16 protein-coding genes are annotated in these 19,476 nt (G+C 58.6%); 10 read left to right on the top strand and 6 right to left on the bottom strand.

The window, feature by feature from the left end; all coding sequences use genetic code 11:
- Positions 1-18: 18 nt before the first annotated feature.
- The 5 genes from MB02_RS15930 (at position 19) to MB02_RS15910 (ending at position 4,508) form a co-directional block, all read left to right on the top strand.
- Positions 19-801 carry an SDR family oxidoreductase gene (locus MB02_RS15930; protein ID WP_067540092.1) on the top strand — a complete coding sequence of 261 codons (783 nt, stop codon included), beginning with the start codon at positions 19-21 and terminating at the stop codon, positions 799-801.
- A gap of 3 nt (positions 802-804) precedes the next feature.
- Complete coding sequence (locus tag MB02_RS15925; RefSeq protein ID WP_067540089.1) at positions 805-1,266, top strand: MaoC family dehydratase; 462 nt, start codon at positions 805-807, stop codon at positions 1,264-1,266.
- A gap of 114 nt (positions 1,267-1,380) precedes the next feature.
- Positions 1,381-1,758 (top strand): steroid Delta-isomerase, encoded by a 378-nt coding sequence (locus MB02_RS15920; protein ID WP_170304768.1) that lies wholly within the window; start codon positions 1,381-1,383, stop codon positions 1,756-1,758.
- Between the two features lie 9 nt (positions 1,759-1,767).
- Complete coding sequence (locus MB02_RS15915) at positions 1,768-2,970, top strand: acetyl-CoA C-acyltransferase (RefSeq protein ID WP_067540083.1); 1,203 nt, start codon at positions 1,768-1,770, stop codon at positions 2,968-2,970.
- A 2-nt stretch (positions 2,971-2,972) separates the two neighbouring features.
- The gene (locus tag MB02_RS15910) at positions 2,973-4,508 is read left to right on the top strand and encodes a FadD3 family acyl-CoA ligase (protein ID WP_067540079.1); all 1,536 of its coding nucleotides are present in this window, start codon (positions 2,973-2,975) and stop codon (positions 4,506-4,508) included.
- Between the two features lie 13 nt (positions 4,509-4,521).
- Here the strand turns inward: MB02_RS15910 and MB02_RS15905 are convergent, their stop codons facing one another.
- The 4 genes from MB02_RS15905 to MB02_RS15890 form a co-directional block, all read right to left on the bottom strand.
- Positions 4,522-5,880: a spinster family MFS transporter gene (locus MB02_RS15905; RefSeq protein WP_067540075.1), complete on the bottom strand. Its 1,359-nt coding sequence runs from the start codon at positions 5,878-5,880 to the stop codon at positions 4,522-4,524.
- A 188-nt stretch (positions 5,881-6,068) separates the two neighbouring features.
- Positions 6,069-8,711, bottom strand: coding sequence for a TonB-dependent receptor domain-containing protein (locus tag MB02_RS15900; protein WP_067540072.1), 2,643 nt, complete (start codon positions 8,709-8,711; stop codon positions 6,069-6,071).
- A 448-nt stretch (positions 8,712-9,159) separates the two neighbouring features.
- Positions 9,160-10,068 (bottom strand): hypothetical protein, encoded by a 909-nt coding sequence (locus MB02_RS15895; RefSeq protein WP_082826261.1) that lies wholly within the window; start codon positions 10,066-10,068, stop codon positions 9,160-9,162.
- Positions 10,069-10,090: 22 nt separating this feature from the next.
- Positions 10,091-11,257, bottom strand: a complete 1,167-nt coding sequence (locus MB02_RS15890; protein WP_067540068.1) for a Gfo/Idh/MocA family protein — start codon at positions 11,255-11,257, stop codon at positions 10,091-10,093.
- 222 nt (positions 11,258-11,479) lie between these two features.
- Between MB02_RS15890 and MB02_RS15885 the strand changes: the two genes are divergently transcribed.
- Positions 11,480-12,223, top strand: a complete 744-nt coding sequence (locus MB02_RS15885; RefSeq protein WP_156495557.1) for a helix-turn-helix transcriptional regulator — start codon at positions 11,480-11,482, stop codon at positions 12,221-12,223.
- Between the two features lie 38 nt (positions 12,224-12,261).
- Here MB02_RS15885 and MB02_RS15880 read toward each other — a convergent pair whose 3' ends face one another.
- Complete coding sequence (locus tag MB02_RS15880; RefSeq protein WP_067540062.1) at positions 12,262-14,385, bottom strand: oxidoreductase; 2,124 nt, start codon at positions 14,383-14,385, stop codon at positions 12,262-12,264.
- Positions 14,386-14,498: 113 nt separating this feature from the next.
- On the opposite strand from MB02_RS15880, the gene MB02_RS15875 reads away from it, so the two are divergent.
- A complete protein-coding gene (locus MB02_RS15875) occupies positions 14,499-15,146 on the top strand; it encodes a TetR/AcrR family transcriptional regulator (RefSeq protein ID WP_170304767.1) in 648 nt (215 codons plus the stop codon).
- Between the two features lie 9 nt (positions 15,147-15,155).
- Here MB02_RS15875 and MB02_RS15870 read toward each other — a convergent pair whose 3' ends face one another.
- Positions 15,156-15,971 carry a sterol desaturase family protein gene (locus tag MB02_RS15870; RefSeq protein WP_170304766.1) on the bottom strand — a complete coding sequence of 272 codons (816 nt, stop codon included), beginning with the start codon at positions 15,969-15,971 and terminating at the stop codon, positions 15,156-15,158.
- Between the two features lie 99 nt (positions 15,972-16,070).
- Between MB02_RS15870 and MB02_RS15865 the strand changes: the two genes are divergently transcribed.
- The 3 genes from MB02_RS15865 (at position 16,071) to MB02_RS15855 (ending at position 19,426) form a co-directional block, all read left to right on the top strand.
- Entirely contained in the window at positions 16,071-16,961 is an 891-nt protein-coding gene (locus MB02_RS15865; protein WP_067540052.1) for a LysR family transcriptional regulator, read from the top strand.
- Positions 16,962-17,051: 90 nt separating this feature from the next.
- Positions 17,052-17,822, top strand: coding sequence for an SDR family NAD(P)-dependent oxidoreductase (locus MB02_RS15860; RefSeq protein ID WP_067540049.1), 771 nt, complete (start codon positions 17,052-17,054; stop codon positions 17,820-17,822).
- 122 nt (positions 17,823-17,944) lie between these two features.
- A complete protein-coding gene (locus tag MB02_RS15855) occupies positions 17,945-19,426 on the top strand; it encodes a flavin-containing monooxygenase (protein ID WP_067540147.1) in 1,482 nt (493 codons plus the stop codon).
- The last annotated feature ends 50 nt before the right edge of the window (positions 19,427-19,476 follow it).

Raw genomic sequence — 19,476 nt, 5'->3', positions numbered from 1 at the left:
CGAATCGAGGGGAAATATATGAGTACCGTTGCTGTCTATCCCGAACCGCGCGGCCTGCTGAAAGGCAAGACCGTCGTCGTTACCGCAGCTGCCGGCACCGGCATCGGCTTTGCTGTTGCAAAGCGGGCGGTGGAAGAAGGCGCGAAATTGCTGATCAGCGATTTCCACGAACGGCGCCTCAACGAAGCGGCCGATCGGATTGCGGACGAAGTAGGCGTGGAACGCCCGGCGACGTTCATTTGCGACGTCACGAGCGAAGAAGCTGTGCAGGGGCTGCGTGATGCCTCGCTTGCCGCGCTTGGCAGGGTCGATGTGTTGATCAACAATGCCGGTCTTGGCGGTGAAGTCGATGTTGTCGACATGACGGATGAGCAGTGGAGCCGCGTGCTCGACGTTACATTGACCAGCCTGTTTCGCATGACGCGGGCCTTCCTGCCTTCCATGTATGCCAACAAGTCCGGTGTGATGGTCAACAACGCCTCGGTGTTGGGCTGGCGGGCGCAGAAGGGGCAGGCGCATTATGCTGCGGCAAAGGCTGGCGTGATGGCTTTCACCCGTTGTGCGGCAATCGAAGCGGCCGAGCACGGTGTGCGCATCAATGCGGTTTCGCCCTCGCTGGCGATGCATCCGTTCCTGGCCAAGGTGACGACGCAGGAAGCGCTCGACAAGCTGGTTGAGCGAGAAGCGTTCAAGCGCCCTGCGGAAGTCTGGGAAATCGCCAATGTCATGCTGTTCCTGGCATGCGACCTGTCGTCCTATATGACGGGTGAGATTGTTTCCGTTTCCAGCCAGAGAGCCTGAGCCATGCCCACGATTTTCGAAAGCCCGCGTGATCTTCTGGGAAAGGAAGGCACGAAGCTTGAGGCGAGCGAATGGCTGACTGTCGAACAGGAACGGATTGATGCGTTTGCCGATTGCACCGGCGACCACCAGTGGATCCATGTCGATCCGGTCAAGGCCAAGGACGGCCCGTTCGGTGCGACGATTGCCCATGGCTATCTGACGCTCAGTCTCGTCAACATGTTCATGCCGCAAATGGTCGAAGTGCGCGGGTTTTCCGCTGGCGTAAATGTCGGGATGGACAAGACGCGCTTTCTCAATCCGGTCGTTGTCGGCTCGCGTATTCGCGGCACGGCAGAGATCGTTTCGGCTGAAGAAGTGAAAGGCGGCGCGATTCAGGCGGTCATCCGTGTCACTGTCGAAATTGAGGGCAAGGATCGTCCGGCCTGCGTAGTCGATACGATCAATCGTTATTTCCCCGAATAGGGCCTTGGGCACAGCACGTATTGCCAGACTGCCGCTTGGCCGAATACGGTGTGGGCGATACGATGATATTTGATCCGATGGATGCGACTTCCTCGGTTTTTGGAGAGTATGACAATGCCTGATCCAATGAAAATGACTGCCGCCGTGCAGGAATACGTTGCTGCGTTTGATGCAGGCAGCCCGGATCGGGTTGCGGCTCTGTTCGCCGAGGACGCGACGGTTGAAGATCCGATCGGGACGCCGAAGCATGTCGGGCGTGATGCCATTCGCGCTTTCTACGCTGAATCGATGAAAACCGGTGCGAAGCTCAAGCTTGAAGGGCCGGTTCGCGTGGCAGAAGACTATGCTGTGTTCCCCTTCTCGGTTAATCTTCATTTTGAAGGTTCGGACAAGCGGATCGACGTGATCGACACCTTCCGCTTCAACGAAGCCAACGAAGTGATCGAAATGCGGGCTTTCTGGGGCCCGACCAACATGCACGGATTTGAATAGGAATTGCACATGCGCGAAGCAGCTATCGTTTCCACCGCACGTACTGGCGTAGGCAAGGCGTATCGCGGTGCGTTCAACGACACCGAAGCCCCGTTGATGGCGGCACACGTCGTCAATGCAGCGATTGAACGCGCAGGAATCGACCCTGCCCGTATCGACGACGTCTACATGGGTTGCGCCAATCACTGGAACACGCAGAGCTACAATCTCGGTCGTCTCGCAGTGCATGGCTCGGTCCTGCCGGACACGACCGCCGGCTTCACGATGGACCGCAAGTGTTCGTCGGGCCTGAATGCGATCGCTTTCGCCGCGCGCGGAATCATGACGAACGAGATCGATGTGGCACTCGCGTGCGGCACCGAGAATGTTTCGCTGACGATCAACAAACATGCGCCGCAGTGGCGCAATCGTTCCGAATTCGTGAAGGAACACGATCCCTACGCCTACATGGTGATGATCGAAACGGCCGAAGTGGTTGCGGACCGTTACAGCGTCAGCCGTGAAGATCAGGACCGTTTTGCCGCACAGAGCCAGCAGCGTGCCGCTGCCGCGCAGGAAGCGGGCAAATTCGATGACGAAATCGTGCCGATCACCGTCAACAAGGCGTTGTTCGACAAGGAAGGCAACGAAACCGGCAAGGAAGAGGTCACGCTGACGAAGGATGAAGGTGTTCGTCCCGGCACGACCTTCGAAAAGCTTCAGGAGCTCAAACCGGTCTTCAAGAACGGTATGATGATTCAAGAAGGCAAGCACGTGACTGCGGGCAATGCCAGCCAGCTTTCCGATGGTGCCTCTGCTCAGGTCGTGATGGATCTTGCCACTGCGCAGAAGGAAAACCTGCCGGTTCTGGGCATCTATCGGGGCTTCCAGGTTGCGGGTTGTGGCCCGGAAGAAATGGGCATCGGCCCGGTTTTCGCCATTCCGAAGCTGCTTGAGCGTAGCGGCCTGAAGGTGGACGACATCGGCTTGTGGGAAATCAACGAAGCTTTCGCTTCGCAGGCCGTTTACTGTCAGCAGAAGCTCGGCATCGACCCTGAAAAGCTCAACGTCAATGGCGGCGGCATCGCTATCGGCCACCCCTTCGGCATGACCGGGAGCCGCTTGGTCGGCCACGCCCTGATCGAAGGCAAACGGCGCGGCGTTAAATACGTTGTCGTTTCGATGTGCGTTGCCGGTGGCATGGGTGCTGCAGGGCTGTTCGAAGTCGCCTGATCATGGCCGAAGGGCTGCCGCTGACTATTCCGCACGCGGCGGCCTTGGCCGCCCGGCGCTGGGGCGATGCCCCGGCGCTGGTAGAACATGGAGAGACCTGGAGCTTCAATGAGCTCTGGGCACGGTGCAGGGCGGCTGCGTCTGCCCTGCTGGCCCGTGGCGTGGAAAAGGGCGACCGTGTCGCCATATGGGCGCCCAACAGCCGGGAATGGATCGTCGCGGCTGTTGGGCTGATGACCTGCGGCGCCACCCTGATTCCCATCAACACGCGTCTGAAGGGGCACGAAGCGGGCGATATTCTGCGTCGGACGCATTCCCGGCTGCTGTTCACCGTCAAGGGATTTCTGGACATCGATTATCCCGCCTTGCTCGCGGCGGAGGATCTGCCCGAACTGGCAGAGACAGTGCTTCTGGACAGCGAATTTTCGGAATTCGTCGCCAGCGGGAATGGGGCCGATGATCCTGCCGTTGCCGCCGCATTCGATGCGCTGACGCCGGATATTGTCTCCGACATGATCTTTACGTCCGGTACGACTGGTGCCCCGAAAGGCGTGATGATGACCTATGGGCGGGTCATTCCCCAGTGCGAGGTCTGGATCGAAAACACCGGCCTCTCGCGGGGCGAACGCTACCTGATCGTCAATCCGTTCTTTCACAGCTTCGGCTTCAAGGTCGGCTGGGTAGCCAGTCTGATCGCGGGCGCGGTCATGTATCCACTGGCTCAGTTCGACGTTAAGGAAGTGATCCGCCTGATCGAGCAGGAACGCATCAATTTCTTCCCCGCGCCTCCGACGGTCTTCCAGACATTGCTGGCGGAACGGGAACGGCATCCGTTCGATTGCAGTTCCCTACGTGGAGGGACCAGCGGTTCGACCACGGTTCCGCCCATACTGATCGAGCGGATCCGTAGTGAACTGGGGATGCAGGACATCACCACTGCTTATGGAATGAGCGAATATACCGTCATAACCAGTTGCCGGCGCGGCGATCCGGCAGATGTAATCGCGAATAGTGTCGGGTGTGCTTTGCCTGGCACCGAAGTGAAGATCGTGGACCCGGGCGGGCAGGAAGTGCCGCGTGGTGATACGGGAGAGATTTGGGTTCGCGGGCCGAGCGTAATGCTCGGTTATCTGGACGATCCAGTGGCAACAGCGGAAGCCATTGATGGGAATGGATGGCTTCACACGGGTGATGTCGGGACGATGGATGAAACGGGCTATGTCCGCATCACCGACCGGTTGAAGGACATGTATATTTCCGGCGGATTCAACGTCTATCCAGCGGAAGTGGAGGCATTGCTCTCTCGCCATCCGGCAATCGCGACAGTGGCGGTGGTCGGCATTCCGGATGAACGATTGGGTGAAGTCGGCAAGGCTTTCGTGATCCTGCGCCCCGACATGCAGGTGGATCAGCAGGATCTGCTGGCCTGGGCAAAGGATAACATGGCCAATTACAAGGTACCGCGCAGTGTTGCTTTCGTTGCCGATTTTCCCCGCAATGCGGCGGGGAAAGTTTTGAAGGACAAGCTACGGGACTGACTGGCAAACGCCGTTAGGCCATTGCCGCCGCTTCCTTTGCAAGGCTCGCCTGCCTTTTCGCGAGATCCCCATATTGTTTCAGGCCGGAACGAGCGATCAACCCGGCCAAGGTGCAACCGACAGCCGCGATGACGCCAAGCGCCGGACCCAGTTCGCCGGTGCCGCCAAACATGTATTTGTCCGTCATCGGCACGGCCAGCATGCCGATGGTGAGGCCGACGAAGCTGTTGGTCAGCAGGAATAGCGCGGCGTTGGTGCCGCGCATGGAGGGAGGCGAGGCCAGCTGGATCGCGGCAACCGAGCACCCGAAGTAGCCGTTAAAGAGGAACACTGCCGGAGCGAGCATAATCAGCAGCAGCGTGATATTGGGCATGAGCGGAGTGAGAGTTGCGGGAATGACCACTGCTGCGGCAATCCAGGAAATGACCCGCATATTGGAATCAAACCGCCCCTTGGCTGCCAGTTTGTCTGCCAGCATGCCGCCACAGATCGAGCCGAGGCTGCCCAGAAAGAGGTGATAGAGGCCGAGCGTCGTTCCGGCCTGTCCGGGGGTGAGGTCGAAGCTGCGGATCATCAGGGTCGGGTACCAACCGATCAGGCTGTAGCCGTAGATTCCGAATACGGCAGAGCTGAAGTGAATGCTGGCGAAGGCCCGGCGATGGGCCCAGAGGTTACGGAACACGTCACCGAGCGGCGGAACCTGTTTTTCCGTATCGGCCACTCGGGGGCGGGGTGGTTCCTTGGTTGCCAGTGCCAGCAATGCGATGAAAATGCCGGGCAGCGATACGGCCAGGAATGCCGTTTGCCAGGAACGCAATTCGCCGAAGAACGGAAGCTCGATATTGCCGCTCCGTGCGATGAGAGCGACAACGGAACCTCCGATAATCAGCGCCATACCGCCACCGAGCGTGATGCCGAGATTGTATATTGCCATCGCCCGGGCGAGCTTTTCCCGTGGGAAGGCATTGCTGAGATAGGAATGCGCAGCCGGTGACAGGGCGGCTTCGCCTACGCCCACGCCGATGCGTGCGATAAACAGATGCGCAAAGCTTCGCGCGAGGCCGCACATGGCGGTGGCGAAGCTCCAGAATACGATACCTGCGGCGATCAGCTTACGTCGCGATGCCCGGTCGGCGAGCATTCCGAAAGGAACGCCCATGGTCGCATAGAGAATGGCGAAGGCAAATCCCTGGAGCAATCCGATCTGAATATCGCTGAGGCCAAGATCCTGCCGGATGGGATCGACCATCAGGCTGAGGATCTGCCGGTCAACAAACGACAACACATATGCCAACAGGAAGACGGCCAGTGCAAAGTTGGCTTGCCCTGATGTCAGCGTGGTCGATGGCGGGCTCGCCTCTGATTGCTTCATGAAATCAACCTATCCCAATGGCTGGCCTTGCAGGCTTTGCGTGTGGATTGCCTATGCACGATTGCACCGCTTGGGAATATCCAATGATGCCAAAAATTGGGGAAATGCGGGGCTGTGCTGCCAACCCACCCGCAGGCAGGAAGCTTCCACCCCCGCTGATGCAGCGAGGGTGGAGCAGATCAACGGTCTTAGAGTTTCTGGTTGATGCCGACGTAGATCACACGGCCACGCGGGTCGTGCACCGTCGGGTCGAAGCCGAGAAACAACTGGGCGACCGGCGGATCCTTGTCGAAGACGTTGATCGCCCCGACTGACAAGGTCGTACCATCCAGCCCGATCAGGTCGTCCAGCATTACGCTGTATTGCAGGTCGTAGGTATTCTGCGACTTGATGTGGGTACCCGTACGGTCGTTGTCGTAACCGCTGATATAGTGACCCAAGACGTTCAGCCTGTGGGCACCGGACGACCAGTACACACCGTATTCGACCCGGTCTTGCGGCATTGAATGGCCCAGATTGTTGAAGTTCACATTTCCGAGGCCGTCGATCACGGTGCCTCCGGCAACTGTCTGGATGTCGTATTTGACGACATGCGACCAATCCGCCTTTACCTCGAAACGTCCGGCGTCGCTATCGAACCACATGCGCGCGCCTGCGTCGAAGCCTTCGACTTCCACTGACGAAGCATTGATGAATTTGAGGTCCACCCGCTGCAGGTTGCCGTTCACGTCGCGTGTGATGCGGCTTTGCGCATCAGTATCGCCAGCCCACGCGGCATTCAGGATCTGCTGCGGATTTTCCTTAACAATGAGATCTTTGTACTTGAAGTTGTAATAGTCGAAATTGAATTCGAAATTGCGTGTGGGCGTGAATGTCGCGCCCAGATTCCAGTTGGTCGAGCGTTCCGGATCAAGGCCCTTGTCGCCGTAAGCCACGGTGTTGACGAAGACGTAGGCGTTGCTCAACGCCGGGTCCAGAACGCCTGGCTGGGCAGCCTGGACCGCATATTGCTGATACACGCCGGGGGCACGGAAAGCCTTGCCCCAGCTTGCCCGCAGGGAGAGCATGTCGATGGGGTGGGCGAGCAGTGAAATCTTCGGCGTGAAACGGCCGAAGCTGTTGGCGTACTTCTCATAACGGCCGGAGAATGTGGCTTCCGCAATGGAAGCGAAGGGGACCCGCAGTTCGCCGAACACGGAATAGACGTCCTCATTGCCAGAAAAATCAGGTGCTTGGCCAAGGGTGACGAGTTCCCCGGCATTGATCAGGTCGCCCCAATTATGGCGAAATGTACTGCGCCGGTATTGAGCGCCGATAGCCGCCTGAACGGTTTCGCCGCCAAAGTCGAACAAGTCGCCCGAAACCACACCATCGAGAGTGACGAGAGATGTTTTCCCGTGCAGGTCGCTCATTCCGATCAGGCTTTGGACCAGTGCGTCGCTGTTGGCTGTGCCGGTTCCGAGGTAGGCTGATCCGAAAGGATTGAAGTACATGCAGTCGCCCACGCCGGGCGTTCCGCTGAATGAGTCACAGTTTGGTCCGCCAAGGCCATTCAGGGCATTGATGAAAGCGGTCTTGATCGTGTCGGGTTTGTCATAGAGCACGGTCTGCTGGCTGTAGGTCGCATTCAGCGACCAGTTCCATGCCTTGCCCAGTTCTCCGTCCAGTCCCGCAGCGAGGCGGAAGGTGTCGTAATCGTTGGCCGTGATCGAAGGGCCGTATTCGCCATTCAGCAGGCGTCCACGGAAATAAACGTCCTGACCGAAGGGATTGTCGGGATGGGACGCGGGCACGATCGGGGAGATCGCCAGCATAGGAAAGGACGGTGAAGATGCGGTCCGTGTCTTCGTATTGGCGTAGGCCGCCTCGAGGTTCAGATTGATGCTGTCGCCGATGGTGCCGCTATAGCTGGCGAATGCCTGTATGCGCCGCTCCTTCGGGATCAGGTCGTAGTAGCCTGAAAAGTCGAACCGGCACAGGTCAGTGGGTGATCCCTGATAGCTATCCGGGAAGGCCGGGTTGGTGCAATCCGGATCGGGCAGATACGCAGTGCCGCCCACTGGAAGGTACGAACCCGGCTGTCCATAACTTGAGACCGAGTGCCACCAGGGGCGGCCGAATGTCGCGGCGGTGGAGAATTTACGCTTGGTCGATGCCAGTCGCGTGCTCTTGTAATACGAAGCAGCCACGATGAGATGGCCGTTGTCGCCCACGTCGAAACCCGCGATGCCGTCCAGATTGTATTGCTCCGCACCGTCGATGAAATTTACGCGCGCTGATATTTCCGGGCGATCCACGTGCTTGCGGGTGATGAAATTGACCACGCCTGCCACTGCGTCGGAGCCATAGGTAGCTGCTGCGCCGTCCTTTACGACCTCCACTCGCTCAACCGCGATCAAAGGCACCAGCGAATTGATATCGACGAAAGTGCTGCCGTCGTTGTTGGCCACGGCAGCAAGTGTCTGGCGGCGATTGTTGACCAGAACCAGAGTGGAACCGAGGCCGAGGTTGCGGAGGTTGAACTGGGCCGTCCCCGAAGTCAGTGGCTGTCCGAGTTGGTCGGTCCCCGCTTCGGAGCCGGAATTCGAAGGCAGGGTGTTTACCAGTTCTGCCGCATTGGTCAGCGCGCGGGCGGCTATGTCTTCGCTATTCATCACCGCCAGGGGGGACGAAGTCACCGTTTGGCGGATCAGGGTGCCCGTAACGATGATCTCCTGCGTGTCGACTGTGTCCGTTGCATCCTGGGCCAATGCCGGCTGGGCCGTTCCAATCGCAGCCCATGATGCAGAGGCACACAGTGCGAGCTTCCAGAGTTTTCCATTGTCAGGCATATTTTCCTCCCTTTCTTCGCAAAGCTCTTTGCAGTCGATTTGATGCTCGACTGCCGGGCTGATCCAGCCTCAGCAGATCAGAGCCTGACTGTTCCATGCATTCATGATGTCGGTCATGGAGATGCGCTGAAACCTGGCATCTCCGCACAGAAGAAGTGAGGGGTGGTGCGCCTTCCCGCCGGGTGGGCTTGTGTTCGGCAGCCTGCTGATGGCGGCCTAGACCGCGCGATGTCACATTCGCGTATTCGCATGGCATGGAGGCGCTATGCCTCCCCAGAGCAGCGTGTCTGCGCGTATCGCCCGGTTTCCGGAAATGGCAGCCTGCATCAACGATGCGCATTGCCGATTCCTCCCCTCATTATCTTATCCGCATTTAAAAACATGCGGATAACAGGGAAGTCAATCAAAATTGTTAGCATGTACTTACGTTGTAAGTCGGCGCTGAAGCTCAGATGATTTCGTATCCCTCGCCAAAAATGCGGGAGGCGGCGCGGCTGTCATTCGGGCCTTTCCACCCGCGAACACCCAGGGCATCTCGCGCTTCGGCTGGTGAAAGGTGCCAGATGTCCTCCACCTTGGCTGTAAACAGCATGTCGGACTGTTGGCCCACTTCGTAACCATGGTTGAGGTTATGCCACATCATCGGCCATGCTTCGGGATAGTTCAGCATGCAGCGCATGAACCATGGGAAGATGATCATGGTGTTCGTCGCCAGCAACTGACCCGCAAGCTCGGGGCTGACATGCGCAAACATGTTGCCGGTACGCAGGCCGGTCGGGAAGATTTCGGCAATCACGTCGAAGCCGACTTCACCCAGCAAATGGTCGAGATCGTGGGTCTGGCCCGTACGCAATGTGAAATAGTCGAAGTCGCTTTCCGGGGCCCACTCGGGGTTTTCCATCCGCTGATGCATGAGTTCTGGGGAGAGCCCTAGTTCGGCCATATGATCGTATAACATGCGGCCAACCGAACCCTTCGGGTTTTTGCCAAGATCCTCGAGCGTGAAGGTGGAAATGAAACGTTCCTCGAACCAGGCATCAAGCTTGGGATTGATCTTCCGCTCGGCCTTGATCAACGCGTCGATCCGCTCGTGGTCGCGGGTTTCGTCCAGCCCTTTCACGGCGGAAGCCATGCCGAACAGCAGAGGGTAATCGTTCCCGTTGCGGCGCAGGCTTTCGGTCGCCACCCATTCACGGACGCGTGGTTCGTTGAGCCAGGGGGAGGAGCTGACCAACACACTGCTTTCCGTACGGATCAGCTTGCGATTGTTCATGTAGCTGACGGCGTTGCCGGAGGTTACCTCAACCTCTTCGGTTGCGCGCTCTTTCAGATCGGCGGACTCTGTCTGGGCGTTCATGATTGCTGTCCTCTCCACTTCATCAGGATTGTGTGTTTGAATGACTATCGGCCTCGATCAACGTCGCATCAATTGCGGTGACGAGCCTCTGGATATCGGCTGCGTGGGTGAAATCCGGGAAGACGGGGCCGTCAGTGCGAATGGCCTGATCGAGTTGCCGGTACAGATTTCCGACCGAAGCAAGCGCCGCGCGGGATGCTTCGACGCCGGGGTAGGCGGAATAGCGCTGCGGTTCGGCCGGGATGTCGGCACAGTCCAGATGGCCGGGAATTCCCAGCGGGCGGATATCATCGCCCAGCCTGCCGCCCGAAATCGTCAAGGCTTCCATGGCGGGCATGTCGGCTGCGGCGGAATGGAGTTGGATCGTGCCTTCCGTACCGCCGATGCGCCAGTGAGAGCCCATGCCGGCCATCGACATGCTGCCGAGATCGAGACTGAACAGACTGCCGTTGGCAAGCTCGCCCTGGATCAGGACATGATCGGGAGCATCGCGTGTGCATGGCAGGCCGGTTTCATCGTACGGAGGTAAATGAATGGCCCCACGTGCGGACCAGTCGATGATCGGGGCAAAATGGCTTGTCAGGGCGCCGAGAAGGTGGCCGCCATAGATTGAAAGCAGATGGGTGCCGCTGGATCGTGTCGCCATGGTGCGGGTGATAGAGCCCGGTACGCGTACATGCAGGTTCACATCCTGCATGGTGCCAATAAAACCATCCGTCACCAGTTGCGCGGCATGTCGCAGGGCTGGCGCGCCATTGAGGTGCAGACCAATCATTGCCTTGAGACCGCGATCCGTGGCCATGGCGGCGAGTTCTTCCGCCTGCTCCACAGTGAAAGCCAATGGCCATTCGCAATACACATGCTTGCCCGCAGCCAGTGCTGCCCGGGCGATATCATAGTGATGGGGAGCAAGTACGCAGACCGCCACAAGATCGACGTCAGGATGGGTCACGAGATCCGTTGCGTCGATAAAGGCGTGAGTGGCACCGAATTCGTGGGCTGCGCGCTCCGCCGTTTCCCGCTTGGTGGTGCACACGGCGGACAATTCGAATTCAGGCAGGAATTGTATGACACGGCGGTGGACACCCGAACCCCACCCGCGGTCAGGGTTTGCTCCGACGATCCCGACACGGATCGGCCTGCTTGTCTCGATCTTCTCGCCCATTTTAATCTTGTCTGTCTTGTGCATCGTTATGCTTGAAAGCTATACTAATCGACAGGCGCATACACGGCAGAAACTTTAGGGATATGGCCTGAAGTTAGGGAGAAATGCACAGCACTATGGACTGTTTCCGGTTTCGGAATTGTCGGGGGTGCGGTTTCCACATCAGAAAGGTCCTAGCCAGTGGAGTATGATTTGCCGGGATTAAGTGTGCGCATTGAGGAAGCGCGTTTTCGGCATGAGTTGGAGATGGCGCCCGGCGACCGGCATGTCGTGGCATTCAACCTTGCCCGTAAGCCGGTCGACATCCGTGCCTGCTACATTCTGGATGGAGTGCGCAGCGATTATCGCAGGTTCGGTGCGGTCAGTTATCTACCTGCCGGAGTGGGCATGCATGCGGTGGGAAGGGAGGCAGGGGCACGAATGCTCATGTGCCGGTACGATAATGCGCCGCGTGGGCCGCTGTTCGAGAAAGGCGATGGGATTGATCTGGATCGGCTGGCGCGATGCGTGGATATCCGAAATCGCGATATTGTGCGGGCGCTTGAAAGAATTGCAGAAGAAACCCGCAATCCGGGCTCTGCAAGTGGAGCTTTGATTTCAGCTATCGCGACTGCACTGGCTATCGATCTTGTGCGGTTGACGGCAAGCGATGCGGCGGGGGCTCTCTCGGAAGAGCTGCTGCTGTTGGTCGAAAGCTATTGCATGGAACATATCGCGGAAAAACCCGGCCTGCCGGAAGTCGCGGTCCTGTGTGGTCTGTCCCCAAGGCAGCTTGCCGCCGCGCTCAAGCGGACGACCGGCCTTGGTTTCAGCCAATATCTTGCATCGCTCCGCTTCCGTCAGGCACGTCAACTGCTGCTCGATACCATGCTCCCGATAAAGGAAGTGGCTTACCGTTGCGGGTTCAGTCACGTTACCAGCTTTACGAACGCCTTCCGCGAGGCCGTTGGCATGACTCCGGCCCGATACCGTACCCGGCGTACTCATTGAAAAACGGCCGGAGATCGCCTCCGGCCGTTTCTGCATTGCTATGCGGCTATTTCGGCGACCGCCTGGGCCGCACCGCGCATCGCGCCTTCGATGTAGCCGACACCATTCGCATCGCCCACGGTTTCCACCGCAAACCCTTCGGCCCGTAGCCGGTCGGCAAGGGTAAGGTTCCCTTCCGCTCCCTTGGCTACGATCACATGGTCGGCCGGAACGGTTTGTTCCGTGCCCGAGGCGTCGGTAAAGCGTACCACGCCTTCCTCAATCGCAATGTCGGACGCCCCCTGCTGCAGGGATGCGCCATGCTCGGCGAGTTCTGACAGGATACGCATGCGACGTACCAGGGTGAGCCCTTTGCCGAAGCGCGGCGCCTCATCAACGACAGTGACTGTGCGACCGCGTTCGATCAGGAACTCTGCCAGTTCGATCCCCACCAGTTCGCCGCCGATTATCACGATGTTCTGGCCCAGCGGCATCCAGCTATGTGTTGCCTTGCGGACCAGGGCGAGGTTCGACGTCGCCCCCGTCGCCGCGCCGATCTTGGTGGCCATGCGGGTGAGAAGGCCGGTCTTGCGCTTCAATTCCGAGGAGCTTTCGCCCAGCATCATGTTGCGCATATCGTCGCCGGAGAAAACGTGTGGCAGATCATGGCCGGGAATGGGCGGCATTCCGCGAATTGCACCGGTAGCGACAATTACCTTGTCGACGCCCAGTTCGCGAAGCAATTCGGGAGTGGCCTCTGTCGAAAGGCGCACGTCGATGTCGGCTTCTGCCACTTCTGCGCGGAGCCAGTTGAGCAGTCGTTCGTTGGGTTCATAGGCGAGCGAGGCAAAGCGCAGTGTGCCACCCAGCCGGTCGCCTTTTTCGATCAGAGTGACCTTGCTGCCCATCGCGGCCAGTCGGCGGGCGGATTCCATGCCGCCAGGGCCACCACCAATGATGGCTATATGCTTTGGCGCCGTCGTGTCGGCAGGCTTCTGTTCAAATTCGTGGGACAACTCGGGGTTGACCGCGCACCGCGCGTGGTCGCCCATGTAGATCGCGCTGATGCAGGTGTAGCAGTAAATGCAAGGGCGCACTTTTTCCGGCGCGCCTGCCTTGAGTTTGTTGGGCAGGTGCGGGTCGGCCAGCAGCTTGCGCCCCATGGCTACGAAATCGAGTTCGCCCTTGCCGATTGTCTGGTCGCCGAGTTCCGGTTCCACCCTCCCAGATCCGATCACTGGAATGGAAACGGCCTGCTTGACCATTGCGGTGGCCGGCAGGTTCCATCCGTCGATGTGGGGGGTGTGGGATTCCGAGTGGAGCTTTCCAACGTCGGTGTCGTGGTACGTCGTCATCGTGATAGCGTCAGCACCCGCCTGCTCTACCATTCGCGCAGAAGCCTGAGCGGTTTCCACCGTGATGCCGTCCTTGCCGATTTCGCGGGTGTCTAGCTTCATCCAGACGGGGAAATCGGGCCCCACTTCTTCGCGGATGGCGCGGATGACTTCGAGGGGCAGCCTCATGCGGTTTTCCAGCGAGCCGCCATATTCGTCGGTACGGTTGTTCGTGTACGGAGAAATGAACGACGACAGCAGGTAGCCATGGCCGCCATGGATCTCGACACCGTCAAAGCCCGCCTGCTTTGCGCGGGCCGCGCCGGCCCGGAACTGTTCGACGACCAGAGCGATATCGGCTTTTTCCAGAACCTTGATCTCTGGCACCTTCATTCCAGCCATTCCGGCCATTTCTTCCATCAGGAAGAAATCGGCAAAACTGCCTTTTGGCGCTGGTGGAATGGCGGGAGCCCACAAGGGCAGACCCCAGCGTCCCGCCGAATAGGCGGCGACCAGGCCGCCATGATGTAACTGCGCGGCGATTTTGGCGCCATGGGCATGAACCCGTTCCGTCAAGCGGGTAAGGCCGGGAATGAAGCGGTCTTCGGAAATGGCCGTCTGCTGCCAGGAAACACATCCTGTCGGCCACGCAACTCCGGCCACGCCGGAGATGATCAGCCCAACCCCGCCTTTCGCCTGTTCCTCATGATAGGCGATCAGGCGTTCCCCGACAGTGCCGTCGTCTTCCGAAAGGCTGACGCCCATCGCGGTGACCACGATGCGGTTGCGCAGTTCCATGGTGCCGATACGGCCCGGTGACAACAGGTGGGGAAAACGGTTGGACGTCATGCTTCAGGCTCCCAGTTGTGCTTATCCGCTCTTCCGTGGGGGCCGGGCATTTTTACCGCAGGGCCTTGCCGCCGGATTCGGTTGGTGACTATACAGTTTGTATGGGCGATGCAATGGCAATGCAAAAGGCGTTCAGGGAACCGGCAGGGGGGCGTGGCAATGCGCTTCAGGCCGCGCAGCGCGAAGCAACTCGCGACCGGCTGGTCGAAGGGGCTGTCCGTGTTTTTACGCGCAAGGGTTATGCGGCATGCGTCGTGGCGGATGTCTTGAAAGAGGCCTGTGTGAGCCGGGCATCTTTCTACGCCCATTTCAATTCGATGCAGGCGCTGATCGAAGAAATTGCCGACCGTTTCGCTCCGCTCTGGCAACCGCATTTCGCAAATCTTGCACGCTTGCAGGGCAAGACTCTCGCGGAGTTGACCGACTGGTGTACGGGCATGGTGCGCTTCTATCGCGAAAATGAAGCGGTCTGCGTTATTCTGGCGCAGGCGGCATTGCTGGATCAGGAGATCTACGGAAAGACAGCGGGCTATCAGGATGTCCTGATCGACCTGTTGGCAGACGGCGAACCGCGCCTTGCACACTTGCGGGACGATGGTGATGCACGGATGAGAACAGGGTTGATATTGAGCCAGCTTGATCGTGCCTGTTACTACCTCGGCGTTCGGAAGTGGCAGGACGATCCCCGGGCGGGGATCGAAACCATGGCGGCGCAACTCCATCACTTCCTGCATGGAGAGATGGAGCGCAGTGGGGCCTGACCTGTCGACTTAACCCTTCTTGGGGGAATGGCGAACGAACGGATAGAAGACTTCCTCTGTCCAATGCGCATCGGCGCCCGGAACGCCATAACGCCAGGGACGCCCTTGGGGGATGTGGAGGGTCCCGAACATCGTGTCGAAGATGGAGAAAACGACTCCGAAGTTGCGATAGTTCGCTCCATCCTTGCCGTATCCGTGATGGGTATGGTGCACTCCCGGCGAGACGAAGATGTGTTCGGCTGCATAAAACAACCGGCCGATTACAGGTGCCCGGCGGACGCTGTCATCCCAGCGGAAGTTGCTGTGGGTAATGACGTTCCATGCATAAGTGGTCAGCGCGACGAGCGCTGCGGCAATGGGCTGGCCAGCGTAAAGGGCAAAGGCGGTCGTCCAGGTTTGTGGTTGCAGAATAGCCCAGAAGGGGTTGATCCGGATCATCAGCATGAGGTTCATGTATTTGCCGGAATGATGCGTACGGTGGAGCCGCCAGAGCCAGTCCCGCCCCGGCTTGTTGCGTCCTTCGTGTGCCCATCGGTGTACCCAGTAAAACAGGAATTCCGTCACGAGCAGGGTGACGAGGAACACGAGCCAGAAGGGGGCATCTGCGAACATGCCCTGTTCGCCGGGCAGCAGTGTCACGAAGAGAAATGCGAGACCGATCGAGAGGATGGGGCGCACGATTGCCATGCCGAGTGCGCCGCAAAGCAAGTTCACCAGCCAGTCGGAGCGCGTGTAGATGTCGCGATGTCGCCCAGCGATTACTTCGACGGCGAGAACGCCCAGGCCAAAAAGCAGGTAAAATTGCCCATATGAACCGTAGCCCATGAACGACATCCTCTCATCTTGTTCTGATGCGGGAATATCATGCGGTAGGCCATCAAGAAAATGAATTGATTTACGCACATGTATGAATAATATTCACTTATGAATTTGCGCCGCCTCGAACATTTCGTGACTCTTGTTGAGCAAGGGAGCTTCGTGCGGGCGGCCAAGCTGCTGCATGTCACCCAATCGGGCTTAAGCCACAGCATTCGCATGCTGGAAGAAGAACTTGGTCTTGTTCTGCTGGATCGGAGCAGGAGCGGGACAAAGCCCACTCATGTCGGCGCGCAATTGCTGAAGGACGCGCGCAGTGTGCTGCGCGAAGCGACAACGCTACGCCGTAATGCCCAGTCGCTTGCCCAAAAGACCGGAGGAGAAGTCCGATTCGGCTTCGCACCTTTACCTGCGATGCTATGGCTCGCGGACATACTCGGCACTCTTGCGCGCGATCATCCCGGGGTGTCCGCGACCGCGCCGGTTGGGGCGGTTTCAGAGCTTCTGAACCAACTTGCATCCGATTCCATAGAGTTCTTCATCTGCGCGCGGCTCGCGCTGCAGGATGTGGATGGACTGGATATCCAGCAGTTCGCAGAACTGCCGATGAACTTCATCGCTCGCCAGGGACATCCTCTGGCAGGACGTGGAACTGTCGAGTCAGATCAGCTCAAGGCTTTTCCGATTGCCTGTATCGCGACCGATTTTCCCAAGGAAGGTGAGGATAACGGCATGCCGTGGCTGCGCGATCACCATATCTCTACAGTATGTGACGATTGTGGCGTGCTGTTGGAATTGACAGCTCATTCCGACACGGTGTGGTTGGCATCTGGGGCGATAGTGACCAGATCGCCGGATATTCTGACTACTCTGCCAATCAGGTTCGCCGGCTTTCCCGAGGCCATCGAACTCGTGGTGGTTTCCCATGCGGGCCGGTCCCTGTCGCCTATCGCGGATATGGTCCTCGATACTGCGGTGGCTCTTGCAAGCAATCAATAAAATCCAATGATTTTCGTAGGATAGTATGAATCGGCCCTTGCGCCCGGAGAATGTGCGAGTTAGCAGAGGGCTGAAATGTGGAGATAGGGAATGAGTGAACGCCTGGAAGGAAAGTGTTTTATCGTCGTTGGTGCCGGGACCGGTATCGGCGCGGCAACGGTCAAGCGTCTCGCGTCGGAAGGCGCCAAAGTCTGCGTGGCCGACATCAATGGCGATGCGGCCCGCGGCGTGGCGGAGCAGGTCCTGTCGCACGGTGGCAGTGCCTTTGCAGTGACTGTCGACATAACCGACGCAGATTCCGTCAAGGCGGCTTTTGATGAGGCGGTGGCGCGTCTTGGACGGCTGGACGGTGCCCACATCAACGCGGCCGATCTGAGAGTGATATTCGAAGACAGCAACGCGATCGATATCGACATGGCGGTGTTCGACCGGACGATCGACGTAAACCTCCGTGGGCACCTGCGCTGTGCGAAAGAGGCTTTGCCCCACCTGCTTGCAAATGGCGGCGGGGCGTTGATCTTCACGACGTCGGATGCGGGCGACGCGGGTGAGCCGGTTCGCCCGTCCTACGCCACTTCAAAAAGCGGGTTGAACGCATTGATGCGGCATATCGCGAGCCGTTGGGGTCGTGAAAGCATCACTTCAAACTGTGTGGCCCCGGGTTTCGTGATGACTCCCGAAATGATTGCCGGAGGGCAGGTGCCGAAGGAGGTTCTGGAAGAATTTTCCCGTGCGACGCCCGCTCCTCGTGTCGGAAAGGTAGAGGATATCGCCGCGATGGTGGCTCTGCTGTTGTCCGAGGATGGCCGCTGGGTCAACGGGCAGGTGATCCACGTAGATGGTGGCGCAATCATGAAGTGAAGGCCAATTCAGGCCGGAAATTTCATCATATTACCGTTCCTAACCCCAACGGGTGATGCACGCGATTTGCGACCATGCAAATTCGTGCATCACCGAACAACGAAAGGGATGAGGATCGAAAAATGCCTTCAGTAGACAATGGTACAGGACGCCAGTTGCGATACGCGATCGTGGGCGCGGGAATGGCGGGCATCCTTGCAGGCATAAAGCTGAAAGAGCGTGGCGAGGACTTCACCATATATGAAAAAGCCAATCGTCTGGGCGGGACCTGGCGGGAAAACCGGTACCCTGGCCTGACCTGCGACGTACCGGCACATGCCTATACCTACAGCTTTGAACCCTACCCCGAGTGGAAGGCGAACTATGCCACCGGGGATGAGATCGAGACGTATTTCGAGATGGTCGCGGAGAAGTATGGTATCATGCCCTACATTCGTTTCGGTCAGGAGGTGGTCTCTGTTGTCTGGGATGAAGCCGGGTCATACTGGAAGCTGGGGCTTGGCACAGGCGAGCAGATCGAGGCGGACGTCGTTATTGCCGCCTCCGGCGTGCTTCACCACCCCAAGATACCGGCGATTCCGGGCCTTGAAACTTTTGAAGGTCCTGCCTTCCATACCGCTCGTTGGGATGATGAGGCACCGATTGATGGCGCGCGGGTCGGGCTGATTGGCTGCGGATCCACCGGCATCCAGATCGTTACTGCGATCAACAAGCGGGTCGAACGGCTGGTTCATTTCCAGCGATCGCCGCAGTGGATCATGCCGGTGCAGCAGTTCGAGTATTCGGACGAGGAACGCGAAGCATTCCGGAAGGACCCGTCCTTGATGGACGCGATTCGTTACAGTGACGAATATATTGGCAATGTGCGCCGTTTTACGAATGCGATAATGGATATTGAGGGCCCTGAAATCAAACAGATCGAGGAAGTCTGTCAGCAATATCTCGATATGAAGATTACAGATCCGGAACTGAAGGCGAAATTGACGCCGGATTATCGGGCGGCCTGCAAGCGGTTGATCTATTCCTGGTGCTATTACGACGAAGTCCAGCACCCGGCTGTTTATGTGGAAACTGGCGGTATCGCGCAGGTCGAGCCCAAGGGCATTCGGATGCAGGACGGCACCTTCCACGAACTCGATACGCTGGTGCTCGCCACGGGATTTGAAGCTGATCGCTTCATCCGCCCCACAACGGTGCTGGGGCAGGGGGGGCGTTCGCTCGATGAGGCATGGGCGGTGCGGCCCACTGCATATTACGCCGTCACCATTCCCGGCTTTCCCAATTTCTTCATGCTGAATGGTCCGACTGGCCCGGTCGGGAATTTCTCGTTGATCGACATTGCCGAGCGGCAATGGGAATATATCGATCAACTGATCGATCTTCTGCGCAAGGGTGAGGCAAAGGCGATTGCGCCCAGCACAGCCGCGCACGATAATTATGAAGAGCGGCGAATTGCGGCTGCGAAGACAACCATTTTCGGCTCCGGTTGTGCGAGTTGGTACTTGGATGCGACGGGCGTGCCGGCAAGCTGGCCGTGGAGTTACGATGCTTTTACAGAAGCGATGCTCGCACCGATGATGGAAGACTACACGCTTCAGGCTTAGCAGCAGCGTTCAGTCAGATCGTTTTGGGAATATGTCCGGGCTCTTCTGGC

This window comes from Croceicoccus estronivorus (genome assembly GCF_001625325.1).
In the GTDB taxonomy this organism is placed as follows: Bacteria; Pseudomonadota; Alphaproteobacteria; order Sphingomonadales; family Sphingomonadaceae; genus Caenibius; species Caenibius estronivorus.
The sequence above is the reverse complement of the archived record's forward strand: the minus strand, read 5'-3'. Positions and strand labels throughout refer to the sequence as shown.